The organism is Rhodococcus yunnanensis NBRC 103083, from assembly GCF_001895005.1.
GTDB classification, from domain to species: domain Bacteria; phylum Actinomycetota; class Actinomycetes; order Mycobacteriales; family Mycobacteriaceae; genus Rhodococcoides; species Rhodococcoides yunnanense.
The window spans coordinates 1-18,575 of record NZ_BCXH01000022.1 but is presented as its reverse complement, the minus strand read 5'-3'; the positions used below and the strand labels follow the sequence as shown (position 1 = coordinate 18,575).

13 protein-coding genes are annotated in these 18,575 nt (G+C 64.4%); 11 read left to right on the top strand and 2 right to left on the bottom strand.

Annotation, left to right across the window (positions count from 1 at the left end):
- Positions 1 to 84 precede the first annotated feature (84 nt).
- From RY1_RS25620 to RY1_RS25605, 4 genes are all read left to right on the top strand, one after another.
- Positions 85 to 1,335 (top strand): ABC transporter ATP-binding protein, encoded by a 1,251-nt coding sequence (locus RY1_RS25620; RefSeq protein WP_072806870.1) that lies wholly within the window; start codon positions 85 to 87, stop codon positions 1,333 to 1,335.
- Positions 1,332 to 2,087 carry a hypothetical protein gene (locus tag RY1_RS25615; RefSeq protein WP_072806869.1) on the top strand — a complete coding sequence of 252 codons (756 nt, stop codon included), beginning with the start codon at positions 1,332 to 1,334 and terminating at the stop codon, positions 2,085 to 2,087. The genes RY1_RS25620 and RY1_RS25615 overlap by 4 nt, the downstream gene beginning before the upstream one ends.
- A gap of 35 nt (positions 2,088 to 2,122) precedes the next feature.
- Entirely contained in the window at positions 2,123 to 5,932 is a 3,810-nt protein-coding gene (locus tag RY1_RS25610) for an ABC transporter ATP-binding protein (RefSeq protein WP_084727856.1), read from the top strand.
- A 111-nt stretch (positions 5,933 to 6,043) separates the two neighbouring features.
- Complete coding sequence (locus RY1_RS25605; RefSeq protein WP_072806867.1) at positions 6,044 to 9,835, top strand: multifunctional oxoglutarate decarboxylase/oxoglutarate dehydrogenase thiamine pyrophosphate-binding subunit/dihydrolipoyllysine-residue succinyltransferase subunit; 3,792 nt, start codon at positions 6,044 to 6,046, stop codon at positions 9,833 to 9,835.
- A 150-nt stretch (positions 9,836 to 9,985) separates the two neighbouring features.
- On the opposite strand, the gene RY1_RS25600 is transcribed toward RY1_RS25605, so the two are convergent.
- Positions 9,986 to 10,651 (bottom strand): TetR/AcrR family transcriptional regulator, encoded by a 666-nt coding sequence (locus tag RY1_RS25600; protein WP_072806866.1) that lies wholly within the window; start codon positions 10,649 to 10,651, stop codon positions 9,986 to 9,988.
- Between the two features lie 69 nt (positions 10,652 to 10,720).
- Here RY1_RS25600 and RY1_RS25595 point away from each other — a divergent pair, with 69 nt between their 5' ends.
- Genes RY1_RS25595 through RY1_RS25585 form a run of 3 tightly spaced genes read left to right on the top strand, consistent with a single transcriptional unit; the run spans position 10,721 to position 14,059 of the window.
- A complete protein-coding gene (locus tag RY1_RS25595) occupies positions 10,721 to 12,286 on the top strand; it encodes a flavin-containing monooxygenase (RefSeq protein WP_072806865.1) in 1,566 nt (521 codons plus the stop codon).
- Positions 12,283 to 13,116, top strand: a complete 834-nt coding sequence (locus RY1_RS25590) for an SDR family NAD(P)-dependent oxidoreductase (protein ID WP_072806864.1) — start codon at positions 12,283 to 12,285, stop codon at positions 13,114 to 13,116. The genes RY1_RS25595 and RY1_RS25590 overlap by 4 nt, the downstream gene beginning before the upstream one ends.
- A gap of 4 nt (positions 13,117 to 13,120) precedes the next feature.
- The gene (locus tag RY1_RS25585) at positions 13,121 to 14,059 is read left to right on the top strand and encodes an alpha/beta hydrolase (protein ID WP_072806863.1); all 939 of its coding nucleotides are present in this window, start codon (positions 13,121 to 13,123) and stop codon (positions 14,057 to 14,059) included.
- Here RY1_RS25585 and RY1_RS25580 read toward each other — a convergent pair.
- Positions 14,015 to 14,878, bottom strand: coding sequence for a glycine betaine ABC transporter substrate-binding protein (locus tag RY1_RS25580; RefSeq protein ID WP_072806915.1), 864 nt, complete (start codon positions 14,876 to 14,878; stop codon positions 14,015 to 14,017). The two genes, RY1_RS25585 and RY1_RS25580, sit on opposite strands and share 45 nt — an antisense overlap.
- Before the next feature lie 177 nt (positions 14,879 to 15,055).
- Here RY1_RS25580 and RY1_RS25575 point away from each other — a divergent pair, with 177 nt between their 5' ends.
- The 4 genes from RY1_RS25575 to RY1_RS25560 all read left to right on the top strand — a co-directional run.
- Entirely contained in the window at positions 15,056 to 16,003 is a 948-nt protein-coding gene (locus RY1_RS25575) for an ABC transporter substrate-binding protein (protein ID WP_072806862.1), read from the top strand.
- A gap of 50 nt (positions 16,004 to 16,053) precedes the next feature.
- Positions 16,054 to 17,214 (top strand): ABC transporter ATP-binding protein, encoded by a 1,161-nt coding sequence (locus RY1_RS25570; protein ID WP_072806861.1) that lies wholly within the window; start codon positions 16,054 to 16,056, stop codon positions 17,212 to 17,214.
- Positions 17,214 to 17,897: an ABC transporter permease gene (locus tag RY1_RS25565; protein WP_072806860.1), complete on the top strand. Its 684-nt coding sequence runs from the start codon at positions 17,214 to 17,216 to the stop codon at positions 17,895 to 17,897. The genes RY1_RS25570 and RY1_RS25565 overlap by 1 nt, the downstream gene beginning before the upstream one ends.
- On the top strand, positions 17,894 to 18,575 hold a 682-nt coding region (locus RY1_RS25560; protein WP_072806859.1), incomplete at its 3' end, for an ABC transporter permease. The genes RY1_RS25565 and RY1_RS25560, both read left to right, overlap by 4 nt.

Sequence of the window (18,575 nt, the reverse complement as noted above, 5' to 3'; positions counted from 1 at the left end):
GCTCTGGGAGAGTCGGCGCTGTGGAGAGTCGGCGCTGTGGAGAGTCGGCGCTGTCGAGAGTCGGCGCTGTGGAGAGTCGGGGGCATGACTGCAATGACGTACGGGTTCGGTGTCAGCGCACTGGAAGCACAGGGCTTGACCAAGGTATTCGGTACCGTGCGAGCGGTATCGGACCTGAGTTTCGCGGTTCCCCGTGGATCCATCACGGGGTTCCTCGGGCCCAACGGCTCGGGAAAGACGACCACTCTTCGGATGATTCTCGGATTGGCCACACCGACGAGCGGGGTGTCGTACGTCGCCGGGGCGCCGTTCTCGGCACTGTCCAACCCGGCGCGCGCAGTCGGGGCGGTCCTGGATTCTGGAAGCCTGCATCCCAGACGCACCGCACTGCGTCACCTGCGCATCTACACCGCGGCCATCGGCCTTCCCGACTCGCGCGCCGACGAGGTCCTCCGAGTCGTCGGGCTCGCCGACGCAGCGAACAGACACGTCGGCGGATACTCGCTCGGGATGCGTCAACGCCTCGCACTCGCCACCGCACTGCTCGGCGACCCGGAAATACTCGTCCTCGACGAGCCGGCGAACGGCCTCGACCCCGAGGGCATCGCGTGGCTACGGGACTTCCTGAAGTCATACGCGGCGAGCGGTCGCACCGTACTGATCTCCTCGCATCTACTCCGCGAAGTCGAGGCGACGGTCGATCACCTCGTGATCATCTCGGCCGGAACATTGATCTACCAGGGATCGATCGAACAGCTGCGTGCCTCGCGTCCCAGCCGCACACTGATCGCGGTGTCCGACCCGGCCGCGCTGGCACTTGCACTTGCTTCGAACGGCTTCAGCAATGCCCAACTACTACCCGACGGCCGACTGGGCGTCGCGGGAAGCGACTCCGCCACCGTCACCCGGATAGCCGAGGAATCGGGACTGACCGTGTTCGGAACGACCTACGAGCACGTCGATCTCGAGCAGGTGTTCCTGTCGATGACGGCAGGCCAGTACGCAGGCACTCCCGTCGGCCAGGTGCAGTACGGCTACGGACATGCGGGCGCGCAGCACTTCCACGGGCCGCCACCGGGATATCAGGCACCCGGTCATCCAGCGCCTGGTTTTCAAGGGCCTGGTTTTCAAGGGCCTGGTTTTCAAGGGCCTGGTTTTCAAGGGCCTGGTTATCAAGGGCCTGGTTATCAAGCGCCTGGTTATCAAGCGCCTGGTTTTCCAGTGCCCGGTTATCAAGGGCCCCCTGGGTATCCGCCTCCCTCCGGCTACGGACCGCCGCCGGGATATCAGGCACCGGGACAGGGGCCGTCTCCCCGCGACGGAGGCGCGGCATGAACCTGCTGACCGCGGAAGTACGCAAGGTCACGTCCTTGAGGTTCTGGTGGGCCCTCGCGCTGCCGCCGATCCTCGTCGGCATCTTCACCAGCACGATCGCGTCGGCGATCTCCGAAAGCGTGGGCGAAGTCGACGTGGAGGGCGGCTTCGCCACCTTCGGGCTGTACGTCTCCCTCGGATTCGCCATGGCATTCGTTGCGGTGTTCGCCGCAGTCAACGGCGGCACCGAATTTCGCCACGACACGATCACCACGTCGTTCGTCACCGCGTCTGGACGTGACGGCATCATCGGAGCCAAATTCGCGGTGACCGCACTGTTCGCGCTCGGGTACGGCCTGGTCGTCGAACTCGGCAGCGTCGTCTGTCTGATGCTGTTCTCGCCCACCGCGTTCGCCCTGTCCGGTCACATTCTGGCGATACTGCTCGCGGGACTGCTCGCGGTCGTGCTGTGGTCGCTGATCGGCGTCGGTCTCGGACTGCTGTTGGGCTCGCCTTCCTGGGCCGCGATCGTCATCGTCGCGTGGTATCCCTTCGGCGAGATCATCGTGATCTCCATTCTCGAAGGGCTCGGCATCCACAACGTCTCGACCATCACTCCGGCCGCCACGACCCTGGCCACCCTCACCGCCGGTGACTCCGACAGCGCCCCCTACTTCATGTCGTGGCCGTTCGCCCCGATCGTGTTGGCACTGTGGGCCGTCGCTGTCGCCGCCGCGGGATGGTGGCGTACCAGGGAACGCGACATCGGCTGAGACCGTGTCGGTGGCCCGGTCTACCGTGGATCGCGATGGTGAGAAACGGTAATGACACAGATACAGCCGAGCCACGGACCGGGTGGATTCGGCGCCTCGGCGCACAGTGCTGGATTCATCGACGCACAGCTGTAGGCGCACTGTCGGTCACCATGGTCGCCGCGGTGATCGACATTTCGTTCCCACTGCTCACCCGCATCGCCATCGACGACGCGTCGGCCGGTGACAGCAGCGCCATCGCCGGAGTCGCCATCGCCATCGCGGTACTCGGGGTCGTACGGTTCGCGTGCCAGTTCGGCAGACGGTTCCTGGCGGGCCGATTGTCGATCGACGTCCAACACGATCTGCGCCTCGGACTGCTCGGCGCGCTGCAGCGTCTCGACGGCCGGGGCCAGGACGACATCCGAACCGGCCAGGTCGTCTCACGGTCGATCACCGACCTCCAGCTCGTGCAGGGGTTGCTCGCGATGCTGCCCCTCTCGGCGGGTGCACTGCTTCAATTCTTCCTCGCACTCGTCGTCATGGCCTATCTGTCACCGTTGCTCACCGTCGTCGCGCTGCTGATCGTTCCCGCCGTATCGGTAGTGGTGTACCGAATACGGCCAACGCTGTTCGCGGCCACGTGGTCGGCCCAGCAACGGGCTGCCGACCTGGCGCAACACGTCGAAGAAACTGTCACCGGCGTGCGCGTCGTCAAGGGATTCGGACAGGAGTCGAGAGCGGTCGACAGGCTGGAGTCGCTGGGACGCATGCTGTTCTCCGAACGCATGCGCTCGGCGAAGATCAACTCCCGCTTCGCGCCGTCGATGGCGGCGATCCCGCAACTCGGCCTCGTCGGCGTCATCGCGCTCGGTGGATACCTGGCGCTGCACGGTCACATCACGATCGGCACGTTTCTCGCGTTCGCCACCTACGTGGCCACACTGTCGGCCATCACTCGCACTCTGTCCTCGGTCGTCGTGATGGCGCAGCTGTCGAGGGCCGCAGTCGAACGCGTCTACGAGGTCGTCGACACCGAGCCGTCCGTCCCCGAGCCTGCGCGTCCGCGTGCACTGCCCGACGGCCCGCTCGGCCTCGACCTGTCGTCGGTCACGTTCGGCTTCGAACCGGAACGTGAGGTGCTTCGCTCGTTCGATCTCACCGTCGCACCAGGCGAGAGCGTCGCTGTCGTCGGTCATGCGGGTTCCGGCAAGACGGCCCTGTCACTACTTCTCCCCCGGTTCTACAGTCCGGCATCGGGATCGGTTGCGCTGACGTCGAACGGCGAGCGGTTCGATGTCGCGGACATCAGCGCCGAGCAGCTGCGCGGCGCTGTCGGACTGGTCTTCGACGAGCCGTTTCTGTTCTCCGACACGATCGCCGCGAACATCGCACTCGGCCGCCCCGACGCGAGCGCGGAGGAGATCGAGCGGGCCGCCGTACTCGCCGAAGCCCATGCTTTCGTCGTCGAACTCCCCGAGGGCTACGACTCCGTCGTCGGCGAGCGGGGTCTGACGCTGTCCGGCGGGCAGCGTCAACGCATCGCGCTGGCCCGCGCGCTGCTCACCGACCCGCGGATCCTGGTGCTCGACGACGCCACCTCGGCTGTCGACGCCACCACCGAGGCGTCGATCTTCGATGCACTCCGTGCGCAACGCGACCGGACGACGGTGATCCTTGCGCACCGAAGATCCACATTGTCGCTGGCCGATCGCGTCGCGGTCCTCGACGACGGCCGCATCATCGACTCCGGAACCGTCGAAGAACTCGACGAGCGATGTCCGTTGTTCCGATTACTGCTGGCCGGGGGTGAATCCGAAGACGACCCGCTCGGTTCCGCCGTCGCCGAGATCGGAAACGACTACCCCGAACCGAGCGCCGAGTCCCTGTGGCCGCCGGAGCCGGCCGCCGGTGCCGGCCAGCGTGCCCCCGGTATCGCTCCGCCCGGCCGGGGTGGCCCTGCCTCCGGTGCCCTCGGACACCTCGCTGCGACCCCTCAGCTTCAGACAGCAGTCGACGACCTTCCTCCCGCGCTCGAGGACCCCGCATACGGTGGCCCCGAGCTCCGTGAACCGGACCCTCGATTCCGCCTGTCCCGCCTGCTGCAGCCCGTTCGACTACTACTGGTGACGGTCGTCGTGTTGCTCGCGCTCGATTCGCTGGCCTCGATAGCATTCCCGTCGATCGTGCGTTACGCCGTCGACTCGGGGGTGTCGCGAGACGACGCGGGAGCCCTGTGGACAGCCACCGGAATCGGTGTCTTCCTTGCCGTGGCAGGGTGGTTCGTCATCGCCGCCACGACCACGATCACCGCGCGTGCGGGCGAACGAGTGCTGTTCGGTCTTCGGGTCAAGAGCTACGCACACATCCAGCGCCTCGGCCTCGACTACTACGAACGTGAACTGTCCGGTCGAATCATGACCCGAATGACCACCGACGTCGACGCGTTGTCGTCGTTCATCCAAACCGGTGCCTCGACTGCAGTGGTCAGCCTTCTCACCGTTCTCGGCATCTCGGCCGCACTCTTGATCACCGACGTCACGCTCGGTCTCGTGGCTCTGGCCGTGGTTCCGCCGCTGGTGATATCGACGCTGATCTTTCGCAAGGTGTCCTCGTCGGCGTACTCGATTTCGCGGGAACGCATCTCGATCGTCAACGCCGACTTCCAGGAGAACGTCGCCGGACTTCGTTCGGCGCAGGCATATCGACGCGAGGAGTTCGCCGCCGAGCGCTTCGCCGAGCGCGCCGACCGTTACCGCCGTAGCCGTATGCGCTCGCAGCGTGCGATCTCCGTCTTCTTCCCGTTCATCACTTTTCTGTCCGACATCGCGCTGGCGTTCGTGGTGCTCGTCGGAGCTCATCAGGTCGCGTCGGGTTCGACCTCGGCGGGCACTCTCGTGGCATTCGTTCTCTACCTCGGTCTGCTGTTCGGACCGATACAGCAGCTCTCGCAGGTCTTCGACGGCTACCAGCAGGCCAACGTCGGCGTACACCGCATCGGTGATCTCCTCCGCACGCCGAGCTCCATCGAATCCGCATCGAGTGCGGCCCCGGTCGCCATCGAAGGCGGCCATCTCAGAAGTGACATTCGTCTCGACAACGTGGGATTTCGGTATGGCGGCGCCGACACCGATGCCCTCAGTGAGGTCAATCTCACAATCGAAGCCGGGACCACCGTCGCGCTCGTCGGACAGACCGGCGCAGGCAAGTCCACGATCGTCAAACTGCTCGCGCGTTTCTACGATCCGACGGCCGGATCGGTCCGTGTCGGCGGCACGGATCTTCGGCGCTACCGCTTGTCCGAGTACCGGCGCCGACTCGGTGTCGTACCGCAGGAAGCCCATCTCTTCACCGGCGATGTCGCCAGCAACATCGCCTTCGGAAAGCCCGATGCCAGCCGCGAGGAAATCGAATCGGCAGCACGCGCGGTCGGCGCTCTCGAGACCATCGCTGCACTTCGGAGCGGTATGTATCAGCCGGTCGGCGAGCGCGGGCAGGGTCTGTCCGCAGGCCAACGACAACTCATCGCCCTTGCGCGGGCCGAGCTCGTCGACCCGGATCTGCTGCTGCTCGACGAGGCCACCGCGACCCTCGACCCGGCGACCGAGCGCAAGGTTCTCGCCGCCAGCAACGCCGTTGCCCGCACGCGCACCGCAGTCGTCGTCGCACACCGATTGGCCACCGCGGCGAGAGCCGACATGATCGTCGTGGTCGATGCGGGGCGCATCGTCGAAACCGGTACACACCGGGAATTACGGGCACGCGGAGGCTTCTACACACAATTGTGGGATGCGGCAGAAACGCGCGGCGGGAATAATCCGATAGTCCATGGAGTCGTCAGCACAGAAGTAGACAGTTACTCGTGAGTACATACCACAGGTACGTCCCGGGCAGCACTCACCGCCAGGCGAGGTCTAGCCTGGACAAGTACGCGCGCTGATCGGGAACGAAGAGAAGAGAAGAGGCGAACTACTGCCGTGAGCAGCAGCTCTACTACCCAATTCGGACAAAATCAATGGCTGGTCGACGAGATGTACCAGCGATTCAAGGACGACCCGTCCTCGGTCGACGCCAGTTGGCACGAATTCTTGACCGACTACGACCCGGACGCGCCGGCGGGTGACGAGTCCGCGGCGGTTCCGAACGGCAGTACGACTCCCTCCAACGGCAAGCCTGCGACTGCCGCACCGAAGGCCCCTCAGTCTGCTGCACCGAAAGCCGAAGCACCGAAGGCCCAAGAAGCGTCGAAGGCCGAGGCTCCGAAGGCCCAGCCCGCTGCTGCAGCCACGAAGCCTGCACCCACGGCGAAGCCCGCTACATCGAAGGCGGCGGGCGCCAACCCGTCCGCGTCACCTGCGAAGCCTGCTGCTGCAGCCGGCGCGAACGAAGAGTCGAGCAAGGTTCTGCGCGGCGCCGCTGCTGCCGTCGCGAAGAACATGTCGGCTTCGCTCCAGATCCCGACCGCTACCAGCGTGCGCGCCATTCCAGCCAAACTGATGGTCGACAACCGCCTCGTCATCAACAATCATCTCGCTCGCACGCGCGGCGGCAAGATCTCGTTCACTCACCTGCTCGGCTATGCCATCGTGCAGGCCGTGAAGGCGTTCCCGAACATGAACCGCCACTTCGCCGAGATCGACGGCAAGCCGAACGCGGTCACGCCTGCCGCGACCAACCTCGGTCTCGCCATCGACCTGCCCGGCAAGGACGGCAACCGCTCCCTGGTCGTCGCGGCGATCAAGGGCACACAGGACCACACGTTCACGCAGTTCTACAACGCCTACGAGGACATCGTCCGGCGTGCGCGCGACGGCAAGCTGACCGGCGAGGACTTCCAGGGCGTCACGATCTCGCTGACCAACCCCGGTGGAATCGGCACCGTCCACTCCGTTCCACGCCTGATGAACGGCCAAGGCGCGATCATCGGTGCCGGTGCGATGGAGTACCCGGCCGAGTTCCAGGGCTCGAGCGACGAGCGTCTGGCAGATCTCGGTGTCGGCAAGCTCATGACACTGACCTCCACCTACGACCACCGCATCATCCAGGGCGCGGAGTCGGGCGATTTCCTTCGCACGATCCACAACCTGCTGATCAGCGACGAGTTCTACGACGGGGTCTTCCATTCGCTGAAGATTCCGTACGAGCCCATCCGCTGGCGCAAGGATCTGCCCGAGGGCACCGTCGACAAGAACACCCGTGTTCTCGAACTGATCGCGGCGTACCGCAACCGCGGCCACCTCATGGCCGATACGGATCCGTTGCAGTTCACCAAGGACAAGTTCCGGATGCATCCGGACCTCGACGTGATCAGCCACGATCTGACGCTGTGGGATCTCGACCGCGAGTTCAAAGTCGGCGGTTTCCACGGCAAGGACAAGATGCGTCTGCGCGACGTCCTGTCCGTGCTGCGCGATTCGTACTGCCGCCACGTCGGCGTCGAGTACACCCACATCCTCGAGACCGACCAGGTCGGCTGGCTCCAGGAACGCGTCGAGGCGACACACGTCAAGCCGACCGTGGCACAGCAGAAGTACACGCTGAGCAAGCTCAATGCCGCCGAGGCGTTCGAGACGTTCCTGCAGACCAAGTACGTCGGCCAGAAGCGCTTCTCACTCGAAGGCGCCGAGTCCGTCATCCCGATGATGGACGCCGTGATCGACCAGAGTGCCGAGCACGCACTCGACGAGGTCGTCATCGGTATGCCGCACCGCGGTCGCCTGAACGTGCTGGCGAACATCGTCGGCAAGCCGTACTCGAAGATCTTCACCGAGTTCGAGGGCAACATGAACCCGGCGGCCGCACATGGCTCCGGAGACGTGAAGTACCACCTCGGTGCCGAGGGCACGTACATCCAGATGTTCGGCGAGAACGACATCAAGGTCTCGCTGACCGCGAACCCGTCCCACCTCGAGGCCGTCGACCCGGTCCTGGAGGGTCTCGTCCGCGCGAAGCAGGATCTACTCGACAAGGGTGCAGGCGAGGGCGGCTTCTCCGTTCTGCCGCTGATGCTGCACGGCGATGCGGCCTTCGCAGGCCAGGGTGTGGTCGCGGAAACGCTCAACCTCGCGCAGCTTCGTGGCTACCGAACCGGTGGCACCGTGCACATCGTGGTCAACAACCAGGTCGGTTTCACCACCGCCCCCGAGCACTCGCGTTCGTCCGAGTACTGCACCGATGTCGCCAAGATGATCGGCGCGCCGATCTTCCACGTCAACGGAGACGACCCGGAAGCATGTGTCCGAGTTGCGCAGCTCGCAGTGGACTTCCGCGAGAAGTTCAACAAGGACGTCGTCATCGACATGATCTGCTACCGCAGGCGTGGCCACAACGAGGGCGACGACCCGTCGATGACGCAGCCCGCGATGTACGACCTCATCGATACCAAGCGCAGCGTCCGCAAGAGCTACACCGAATCCCTCATCGGCCGCGGTGACATCTCCCTCAAAGAGGCAGAAGACGCTCTCCGCGACTACCAGGGTCAGCTCGAACGCGTCTTCAACGAGGTACGCGAACTCGAGAAGTACACCCCGGAGCCCAGCGAATCGGTCGAGCTCGATCAGCAGCTGCCCGCCAAGCTGACCACCGCCGTGGACAAGTCGGTACTGCACCGGATCGGTGACGCACACCTCGAGGTTCCCGACGGCTTCAACGTGCACCCGCGCGTCAAGCCCGTGCTCGAGAAGCGTCGCGAAATGGCGTACGAGGGCAAGGTCGACTGGGCCTTCGGCGAACTGTTGGCACTCGGATCGCTCGTGGACGAGGGACGCAACATCCGGTTCTCCGGCCAGGACACGCGCCGCGGCACGTTCACCCAGCGTCATTCGGTCATCATCGACCGCAAGACCGGCGCCGAGTACACCCCGCTGCACAACATCGGCAGCGCGACCCCCGGCAAGTTCATGGTCTACGACTCCGCGCTGAGCGAGTTCGCGGCCGTCGGCTTCGAATACGGATACTCGGTCGGCAACCCCGACGCCCTGGTGATGTGGGAAGCGCAGTTCGGCGACTTCGTCAACGGCGCACAGTCCATCATCGACGAGTTCATCTCCTCCGGTGAAGCCAAGTGGGGCCAGCTTTCCGACGTCGTGCTGCTTCTGCCGCACGGCCACGAAGGTCAGGGACCGGACCACACGTCGGGACGCATCGAGCGCTTCCTGACACTGTGCGCCGAAGGTTCGATGACCGTGTCGGTTCCGTCGACGCCGGCGAACTACTTCCACCTCCTGCGTCGACACGCACGCGATGGAATCCGTCGTCCGCTCATCGTCTTCACTCCGAAGTCGATGCTGCGCAACAAGGCCGCGGTGTCCAACATCGAGGACTTCACCGACGGCAAGTTCCACTCGGTGTTCGACGAGCCGACCTACGAAACCGGCACCGGCGATCGCAGCAAGGTCAAGCGCGTCCTGATGGTGAGCGGCAAGCTGTACTACGAGCTTCTCGCCCGCAAGCAGAAGGACAACCGCGAAGACGTCGCCATCGTGCGCATCGAGCAGCTGTACCCGGTTCCGACGCGTCGGATCACCGAGGCGATCCACAGCTACCCGAACGCAACCGAGTTCCGCTGGGTCCAGGAGGAGCCGGCGAACCAGGGTGCATGGCCGTTCTTCGGTCTGGCATTCCCGGAACTCATGCCCGACGTCCTGAGCGGAATCAAGCGAGTGTCGCGTCGTGCGATGTCCGCGCCGTCCTCGGGGTCGAGCAAGGTCCACGCCGTCGAGCAGCTCGAGATCATCGACGAGGCCTTCAACGCGGTCGGCGAAGACTAGCTTCAGCGCCCTCTGCGGGTCATTTTCGGAGCGAATGGCGCCTTCGGTCACTCACCAGTGATCGAGGGCGCCATTCGGTCTTTCACGGGCGGCCGGCCCCACATCGCTTGAATGGCCCATTCATACGATCAGGTGGCTTGAACGGCACATTCAAGCGGACGGCACAGACCCCGCACCCGACGGCACCGACCCCGCACCGAGCAGCGAGGCGATCATCGCCGGGGCCAGGGCGACGGCAGGGAGCGCTCCGACGTTGAGGTCGATGAGTTCGTCGCGCGAGATCTTGGGCTCACGCAGCCACGAGATGGTGGCCTCCTCGACGAAGGCGATCCATCCGCGCACCGCGAGTTCGGTGGTGGGGCTGGCTTCGACCTCGAGTTTGTAGAGGTTGGCGACGGTGCGTTCGGCCATGGTGGTGCGAGTCTGTTCGAACACCATGCGCATCTCCGGGTCTCCGCTGGCGGATCCGCGGAGCAACGAGATGAACGTTTCGCGATTCTCGGTCACGTAGTCGACGTAGTTGGCGATGGAATCGCGCAGGATCTCGTACGGTCCGAGGCTGAGATCGGGTGCGGTGCGCTCGAGCATCGTCTTGCTGGCTTCACGAACGATCGCGAGGTGGAAGTCCTGCTTGGACGAGAAGTAGTGGAACAGCAGGCCACGGGAGACCCCCGCCTGATCGGCGATGTCTTCGACGGACACCTGGTCGAGCGGTCTGTCCGCCAGCATTTCCGTGCCGAGCTCGATCAGCTGGGCCCGACGCTCCTCCGGACTCATGCGCGTTCGCTTGACGGCTGGTGTGTTCACACCGGCCATGCAACCAGCTTACTGAATAGTAGTCAACAACTATTGACTCACACTCAATAAGCTCCTACGCTCACCTTCATGAGTCTTACGGTTACAGATACTTCGGAGCGTGTGACGGCGCCGCGCCAGGTCGATACGGTGATCATCGGCAGCGGCTTCGCCGGCCTTGGAGCAGCGATCAAGCTGACTCAGAAGGGCAAGAACAACTTCCTCGTCCTCGAACGAGGCAACGACGTCGGCGGGACGTGGCGCGACAACACCTACCCGGGCGCGGCATGCGATGTGCCCTCGCACCTGTACTCGTACTCGTTCGCCCTCAACCCGGACTGGACACGGTCCTTCTCCACTCAGCCCGAGATCCAGAAGTACATCTCCTCGGTGGCGCGCAAGTACAACGTGCTCGACAAGCACGTGTTCGGCTCGGACGTCACCTCGGTCACGTGGGACGAGAGCACCCACCGCTGGAACATCGTCGCCAGCACCGGCGAGTACACCGCAAAGGTCGTCGTCACGGCGGTCGGCGCCCTGTGCGAGCCGAACCTTCCGCCCATCAAGGGAATCGAGAGCTTCGAGGGCGACGTCTTCCACTCCGCGCAGTGGAACCACGACGTGTCCCTCGAGGGCAAGCGCGTGGCCGTGATCGGCACGGGAGCGTCGGCAATCCAGATCGTGCCTGCCATCGCGGACACGGTGAGCCACCTCGACGTCTACCAGCGCACCGCACCGTGGATCCTCCCCCGCTTCGACCGTGAGTACACCGGCTTGGAGAAGTTCGCGTTCAAGCGCATTCCCGGGTTCCAGCGCCTCTCGCGCACCGGCATATACGCAGCGCGTGAGACGCAGGTCGTCGGCCTGGCCAAGAAGCCCGCGCTGATGCGTATCTTCGAGCTCATCGCCAAGCAGCAGATCAACAAGGGCATCAAGGACAAGTCGCTGCGCAAGAAGGTGACGCCCAACTTCCGGATCGGCTGCAAGCGGATGCTGATCTCCAATGCGTACTACCCCGCCCTGGATCGCGCCAACGTCGATCTGGTGACCGACGGCATCGCCGAGGTCAAGGCCAATTCCATCGTCACCGCGGACGGAACCGAGCGTCAGATCGACGCACTCGTCGTCGCAACCGGTTTCCACGTCACGGATTCGCCTGCGTACCAGGGCATCTACGGCAAAGGTGGCAAGACGCTCGCGCAGACCTTCGAAGAGGAGGGCCAGCAAGGTTACAAGGGCGCCGCTGTCGCGAACTACCCCAACATGTTCTTCCTCGTCGGTCCCAACACCGGTCTCGGACACACCTCGATGGTGTTCATGATCGAGTCGCAGCTCAACTACGTCATCGACGCACTCGACACCATCGACAAGCACGACATCGGTGTCATCGAGGTCCGCAAGGATGTCCAGGACGAGTACAACGCCGACCTGCAGGACCGCATGTCCAACAGCGTCTGGATGAACGGCGGCTGCGCCAGCTGGTATCTCGACAAGCACGGCAACAACACCACGCTCTGGCCGGACTTCACGTTCCGGTTCCGCGCGATCACCAGAAAGTTCGACCTCGCGGCGTACCGTAGCGTCGCGGAATCCGATCTCCCCATTTCTGCCGGCAACACCGTCGCCGACACCGACATCGAGGTAGCAGCACAGTGAGCACAGCATTCGCAGGCAAAGTTGCCGTCGTCACCGGCGCGGGTTCGGGCATCGGACGCGCCCTGGCGCTCAATCTCGCGCAGCGGGGAGCCAAGTTGGCCCTGTCCGACGTCGACGTGAACGGACTCGCCGAGACAGTCCGCCAGGTGGAAGCACTCGGCGGCGAGGTCGAATCTCAGTTCCTCGACGTGACACAACGCGAGAACGTCCTCGACTACGCGGAGACGGTGAAGACCCGCTTCGGCAAGATCAATCAGATCTACAACAACGCAGGCATCGCGTACCACGGCGACGTCGAGGAATCCTCGTTCAAGGACATCGAGCGCATCGTCGACGTCGACTTCTGGGGGGTCGTCAACGGCACCAAGGCTTTTCTGCCACACCTGCACGAGTCGGGCGACGGCCACATCGTCAACGTCTCCAGCCTCTTCGGATTGCTGGCCATGCCGTCACAGGCCGCCTACAACGCAGCCAAGTTCGCCGTCCGCGGCTTCAGTGAGGCACTGCGCATCGAGCTGCTCATCTCGAAGGCGCCGGTCAAGATGACCGTCGTCCATCCGGGCGGAATCAAGACGGCCATCGCCCGCAACGCGACCGTCGCCGAGAACTACGATCAGCAGTCGGTGGCCAAGTTCTTCGACTCCAAACTGGCCAAGACCACCCCGGACCAGGCTGCCAAGACGATCCTCAAGGGCGTCGAGAAGGGCAAAGGCCGAGTGCTGATCGGGTCAGACGCCATTGCGCTCGATCTGCTTGTCCGCGTGACCGGTTCGAAGTACCAGGGCCTGATCGCAACGGTGGCCAAGCGCGTCATGCCGCGGAAGAAGTAGTGCGGTGAAATCCTTCTACCTGCCACTGCCGTTGGTGTCTGCGTCGCTGAAGCCGTTCTACCGCCTGGCTCTGAACGCTCGCCTGCCGTTCTCCGTACAGCGCAGGCTTCTCGACGCCGCGTCGCCGCTCCAAACCCTGCCCGACGGGACCGTCAGCCAGAAGCTGACGCTGGCGGGGCGCAAGGCCGAACGCATCACGGTCGGAGCCACCGAGCGCACCACCGCGATCCTGTACTTGCACGGCGGGGCGTACACCATCGGCTCGATCGGAACTCATCGCTCGCTCGCGGCGCATCTGGCTCGCGAATCTGCAAGCGCGGTATACGTTCTCGACTATCGACTGGCTCCCGAGCACCCGTTGCCCGCCGGCCTGAACGACGCCGTCGCCGCATTCCGCGAACTCGTGCACTCGCACGGGTTCAGCGCGGGCCGAATCGCCATCGCGGGTGATTCGGCAGGCGGCGGGCTCACTGTCGCCACCGCGCGCCAACTCGTCGACGACGGTGTGCAGCCCGCAGCACTCGGACTGATCTCACCGTGGGTCGACCCGGGCGCGCGAGACGCGCCGTTCGATCGTGATCTGGTGGTCAACACGGCGTGGTCGTACACATCGGCGGAAGCCTACTTGGGCGAGGGGGATCCGCTCGATCAGCGATTCGCTCCCCTGCTGGGCGACCTGTCCGGACTGCCACCGATCGTGCTTCACGTAGGGACGTCCGAGGTGCTGTATCCACAGATCGTCGCGTTCCACGACAAGCTGCTGCTCTCGGGAGCCGAGGTGGACTACGTCGAATACGAAAAGCTATGGCACGTAGCGCATCTGCAGGCGTCCATCCTGCGTGAAGCCGCCGAAGCGGTCCACCACCTCGGCGCGTTTCTCGGCACGCGGGTCCGTACGTCAGAGGTTGTGCTCGCCGAGCCAACGAGCAGCGACGTCGGCTGAACTCTCACCACCGCGGACCTCACCGATCATGTCGGCGAGGTCCGCAGTGGCAAGCTCACCTGCCACGACGCTGAACGACCGAATCTCGTTGTCGCTCAACACTCCATCTCGAAAGAGCGGTACCACGTTCTGCGCCGCGAACACCTCCTCGGAGTCCGAGAGGACGGTCAGATCCGTGGCTCCGGGACCCGCCGACGCGGTACGGATCACGGCCACGTCCGCAGAGCCGTCGGCGATCTTGTCGACCACCTCCTGCTCTTCGGGCACCGTCAGTACCGAGGAGAACACACATCCGTAGCGGGCCTCCAGGGTGCCGAGCGCCGCGACATCCGCCTCACCGACGACAACCGTCGACTCCCCACACCGCGGTGCGATGTCGGGCACCGCAGCTGCGTCGGCAAGCGGGCCGGACGGAGACACCGCGATTGCCCGTCGATCCTCCGCCGTCGCGAAATCCGTCACCGACAGCCCCGCAGGCAGCGATCTGTTGAGATCGACGAAGACGTCCTCGGCATCGGTGGCCGTCGACGTCGAATCGAACGTCGTCAACAATTCCCCTGTGAGATCCGGCACGAGATCGACCTCACCCCGGTCCAGCGCCTCGAGGTACATCGGTCGGTCGCCGATGCGAGCGTCGATTCGCACGTCCGCTCCCGTCGAGCGAAGCGCCCCCGAATAGATCTCCGCGAGCAGTTCGCCTCTGACGTCGTCCGAGGAACCGACGACAATCGTCGACGGCTCCTGCTCCGAGTTGGTGCAGCCGGCTACGCCACACGCGAGTAGTACGGCCACAGCAAACCGCGGGGCGAACGCAGGCACGAAACGGACTCCATTCGGACAGATGTCGGTGGTTGGGTTTATCGTTCTCGATCGCCGGGAAAGATTGCCGAACGAGATGATCATCCGGGGCAACCCTATGGCTAGACTTGCCCCGATTGCCATCCCGAGCGGCCGCCACGTGGCGCCTCGACCGGTCGGAACCGATGGAAGGAACCCATGAACACCACCCGTACCACGCGAGCTTTCGCTGCGCTCACACTGTCGGTGCTGGCGCTGACCGCATGTGGCGGCAACTCCGACCCGCTGTCCAGCGGCGGAGGAGACAGCAACTCGGACTCGAACACGATCGTCGTCGGCTCCGCCAACTTCACCGAGTCCGAGACCATCGCGAACATCTACGCCGAGGTGCTGAAGGCGAACGGGTTCGATGTGAGCACCACCCTCAACATCGGCAGCCGCGAGGCGTACATCCCGGCCGTCAAGGACGGGTCCATCGACGTGATTCCCGATTACACGGGCAATCTCCTGCAGTACCTCGATCCGGAGGCCACTGCCACGTCCTCCGCCGACGTGGAGGCTGCGCTTCCCGACGCACTGGGCTCCGAACTCGTCGTGGCCGATCCGGCTCCCGCCGAGGACAAGGACTCCATCGTCGTCACCCGTGCCACCGCCGATCGGTGGAATCTGAAGACCATCGCGGACCTGGCACCGCACTCCGCCGAGATCAGCATCGGTGCGCCTGCCGAGTTCCAGGAGCGCACCTACGGCCTTCCCGGCTTGAAGAACAACTACGGCGTTGACATCGACCCGAGCAAGTTCGTCCCGATCGCCGACGGCGGTGGCCCCGCAACGGTCAAGGCCCTCGCCGAGGGACAGATCACGGCAGCGGACATCTTCTCGACGTCGGCATCGATCGCCGAGAACGACTTCGTCGTGCTGGAGGATCCCAAGTTCAACTTCGCGGCCCAGAACGTCATCCCGGTGATCAATGCAGGCAAGACTTCGGAGAAGCTGACCGACGTGTTGAATGCGATCTCGGCGAAGCTGACCACCGAGGAGCTGCTCGCGCTGAATCAGGCCGTATCCGGCGACACCAAGACCGAGCCTGCCGCCGCCGCGCAGCAGTGGGTGAAGGAACAGGGACTCGACACACCGATCGGCTGAACACCCGCACATGTAGTCACTCCAGCAGGTCGATCAGAGAGCGTCCCCCCGTGATCACTTTCGAGAACGTCACCAAGCAGTATCCCGACGGCACCACCGCGGTGGACTCATTGAATCTCCGGATCGAGCCGGAGTCGTTCACCGTGTTCGTCGGACCGTCCGGATGCGGCAAGACCACGTCGATGCGAATGATCAACCGCATGATCGCACCGACGTCGGGAGTGATCACGGTGGACGGAAAGAACATCGCGCACTCCGATGCCGTGACATTGCGTCGCGGCATCGGGTACGTCATTCAGAGCGCGGGTCTGCTCCCCCACCGCACGGTCGTCGACAACGTGGCAACCGTTCCGGTGTTACGCGGCGAGTCTCGGCGTGCAGCCCGCACAGCAGCTCTCGGAGTGCTCGAGCGGGTCGGTCTCGATCCGGCAATGGCCTCCCGCTACCCGGCCCAGCTGTCGGGCGGTCAGCAGCAGCGTGTCGGTGTGGCACGTGCGCTGGCCGCCGACCCTCCGATTCTGTTGATGGACGAGCCTTTCAGCGCCGTCGATCCCGTCGTCCGCGAGGACCTGCAGACCGAAATGTTGCGCTTGCAAGCGGAATTGAAGAAGACCATCGTGTTCGTCACCCACGACATCGACGAGGCCGTGCGACTCGGCGACACCATCGCAGTGTTCGGCCCCGCTGGGCGCCTCCAGCAGTACGACCGCCCCGAGACCGTACTGTCCTCCCCTGCAACGGATTTCGTGGCATCGTTCGTCGGACGCGATCGCGGTTACCGCGGACTGTCGTTCCGGACGGCCGGAGCAGTGCCGATCCACGACATCGAGACGTCGATGACCGAGGATCTGGAGAACCTGCGCCTCGAACAAGGCCAGTGGGTCCTCGTCGTCACCGCCGAACGCACTCCTCTCGGATGGATCGATGTCACCGGAGTCGAAGGAATCCGCGCGGGTCGTTCGTTCGAGCAGAGCACCGCTGCCGGCGGATCACTGTTTCCCGTCGGCGGTGATCTTCGCCAGGCACTCGACGCTGCGATCTCGTCGCCGTCCGGTATCGGAGTCGCGATCGATCGGTCCGGGGCCGTAGTAGGTAGCGTCGACGGCGCCGAGATACTCGAACACCTCGCCGCGCAGAGAAAAGCCGAGGACGAGGCCAGGAACAGCCATCACTTCGACACGCTCTCACTGGGCAAGGACGGAACGAGCTGATGCGGTGGCTCGTCGACAACTTCGACGTCGTCCTCGGCCTCACCAGAACTCATCTGTACCTGTCTCTCGTGCCACTGATCATCGGCCTCGTCATCGCAGTTCCGGTCGGGACGATGATCCGCAACGTGTCGTGGATTCGTCGAATTACGTTGATTGCGGCCAGCATTGCGTTCACCATTCCCTCGCTCGCCCTGTTCGTGACCATCCCAGCACTGTTGGGGACGCGAGTACTCGACTCCATCAACGTCGTCATCGCACTGGCCGTCTACTCGACGGCACTGTTGATCAGGGCCGTCCCCGAAGCTCTGGATTCGGTGCCCGCAGCCGTCGTCGACTCGGCCGAGGCCATGGGATACACGTCGCTGCGGCGAGCGATCGGAGTCGAACTCCCACTCGCACTTCCTGTCCTCGTCGCCAACGTTCGCGTCGTCGCAGTCACGAACATCTCGCTCGTGTCAGTGGGTTCGGTCATCGGCATCGGTGGCCTCGGCACGCTGTTCACCCAGGGCTATCAACGTGACTATCCGGATCAAATAGTCGCAGGCATCATCTCGATCGTGTTCCTCGCGTTGGTCTTCGATGCGGCGCTGTACCTGCTCGGCCGGTGGCTCACCCCCTGGACACGCCTCGAAAAGAAGGCGCGCACCGGAAAGAAGCTCTCGAAAGGCAAGGCCGTCGCATGAGCATCTTCTCCGAGGCCTTCTCCTACATATCCGATCCAGCGAACTGGCAAGGCAGCACCGGAATCGGCGCCCGCATCCTCGAACACATCTGGTACAGCCTGATCGCCGTCGTCGCCTCCGCCGTGATCGCCGTCCCCGTCGGGTTGCTCATCGGCCACTTGCGTCGCGGTGAAGTGCTGGTCGTCGGTCTCGTCAACGCCCTTCGCTCGCTCCCGACTCTGGGCATCCTGGTGTTTCTGGTGCTCCTGATCGGTCTCGGGCTCGTGCCCCCGATCATCGCATTGGTCCTGCTGGGAATCCCGCCGCTGCTGGCAGGCACCTACGCGGGAATCGCGAACGTCGATCCGGACGTCGTCGACGCAGCTCGGGCCATGGGGATGACCGAAACCCAGGTGCTGTTTCGCGTGGAGATTCCCAATGCCTTACCCCTGATGCTCGGGGGGCTTCGCAATACGACTCTGCAGGTCATCGCCACAGCCACCGTGGCTGCGTACGTCAACCTCGGCGGGCTCGGCCGCTACATATTCGACGGTCTCGCGCTCTACAAGTACGACCGCGTGTTGGTCGGTGCCATCCTCGTCGCCGTGCTGGCACTGATCGTCGACGGGTTGCTCGCACTCGCCGTCTACGCCTCGGTCCCCGGCACCGGGCGGTTGCGTCGGGCTCCCTTTCGTGACC